General features: G+C 66.1%; 1 protein-coding gene. It reads right to left on the reverse strand.

The window, feature by feature from the left end; genetic code table 11:
- Positions 1-75: 75 nt before the first annotated feature.
- Entirely contained in the window at positions 76-1,551 is a 1,476-nt protein-coding gene (locus ACWGI8_RS43915; RefSeq protein ID WP_453669175.1) for a right-handed parallel beta-helix repeat-containing protein, read from the reverse strand.
- Positions 1,552-1,799 lie beyond the last annotated feature (248 nt).

Here is a 1,799-nt window from a genome sequence, read left to right on the forward strand (position 1 = left end):
CCCCCGGCTGGTGCCGGGGGCGGGCGGTTTGGTTGGCCCATGCGCGGCCGTTGTGTTCTGCCCGAACAGCGTGTGTCAGCCGAAGCAGCTCGGGACGGGGTTGGTGCCGGGCGAGTCGCAGTTGGTGGGCACGTTGTCGATGATCTTGACCTTGCCCTTGGTGGTGACCGTGCCGTTGTTCTGGATACCGCCGGCGGGCTCGTCGGAGGTGTTGTCCTTCACCTTCGAGTCGGTCAGGGTGAGGGTGCTGAGGGGATCGGCGAGGAAGATGCCGCCGCCGGTGAAGCCGTTGCCGGGAGCCCGGTTGCCGATGACCTTCGAGTCGCGGATCGCGACCTCCTCGGCGGTGTCGTCCAGGTCGATGTAGATGCCGCCGCCGCTGCTGTTGGTGGTGGCGTTGTCGATGACCTTGGTGTCCTCGATCACCGCGGAATCCAGAAGGCGGAGGCCTCCTCCGGCCCCGGGGGTCGCGGTGTTGTTGCTGATGGTGCTGTTGCGGACATGGAGCCCGCCAGACAGGTGGTCGATGCCTGCGCCGCCGCTGTCGTCGGTGTTGTAGTTGATGTCCGTCTCTTCGATCTCTGTCACGCCACGGTTGTTGTTCACGCCACTGCCGAGGTTGTGGCTGATCACGCTCTTGGTGATCGTGGTGGTCCCGGATGCGTTGCTGATGGCTCCGTCGCCGCCGATGTCGGCGTTGTTGATGATCTTGGAGCTGGTGATCTCGAGTTTGCCGGAGGAGTTGTAGACAGCGGCACCGTCGTCAGCGGAGTTCTTGTTGAGGGTGCTGTTGCGGATGGTGGTGATGCCCTCGTTGTAGATGGCGCCGCCGTCGTCGATGTTGGGATTGTCGACGGTGTTGTTCTCGAGGGTGACCTTTTCGATGTCGAGCCGTCCCGCGGGGTTCACGTTGATGGCGCCACCCTCGTCTGCGCTAGCGGTGTCGGCTGTCTTGCCGCGGGTGATGGTGAGGTTGCGGAGTTTGAGGTCGCCGCCGGAGCCGACTTCGAAGATCCGGAACTGGGCGGCGTTGGCGGCGCGCGCGATGGTCGCGCCGTTGCCCTCGATCGTGATCGGCTGGGTGATCTTGGGCAGGCCGTTGCCGTCTTCCGTGGCGGTGAGGGTGTAGGTGCACTTCTCCGCCAGTCGGAGGTGGCTGCCTCCCTCGACCTCGTTCGCCTGCACGATCGCCGAGATCAGATCGTTCGGGTCACACTCCACGTCCACGGTCTTCTCGTGGTCCCCCTCGTACGACCCACGGCCGTGATCGCGGTCGTGGCCGCCCTTCTCCTTGTCGTGGTCCTCGGACTCCTTCTCCTTGCCCTCGTTGCCCTTGGAGGAGGAGTCCTTCTCCTTGCCGCCGTCCGCGGCCGCGGAGGCGGAGGCGGGCTTCGCCTCAGCGGACTCGTCGCCCGTGACGGCCACAACGGTCGTCGCCCCGACGATGGCGAAACCGGCCGCGGTCAGAACCGCCATCTTCCAGTGACCGCTCAGCGCCGCGGCCTTCCCACGGCGCCCGGCGCTCGTGCTCGTGCCCTGTGAATCAGACATCCGACGTTGCCCTCCTCGTGTGTGACACGCCGTCACGCCCCTTGCCCTGGGGGCGAAAGTGGGGCACATCGAATCACGAAATGAGCAGCAAATAGGACAATAGGGAGATAATGGGTGTGTCGGCCGGGCGTCGCCCCCTCCGGTGGTCGGCGCCGACCGGCCGAGACACCGTCAGCCCCCTTGCTCGGCGAGCGATCGCTGCGTGATGCGGCGGGTAGGTGGACGTCCGCCCGCCCCCGGCTGGTGCC

It is taken from the genome of Streptomyces sp. NPDC054841 (genome assembly GCF_053611045.1).

What these genes read in the sequence shown, in the direction of transcription:
- ACWGI8_RS43915 (WP_453669175.1), bottom strand. Translation starts at nt 1,551, where the DNA reads ATGTCTGATTCACAGGGCACGAGCACGAGCGCCGGGCGCCGTGGGAAG.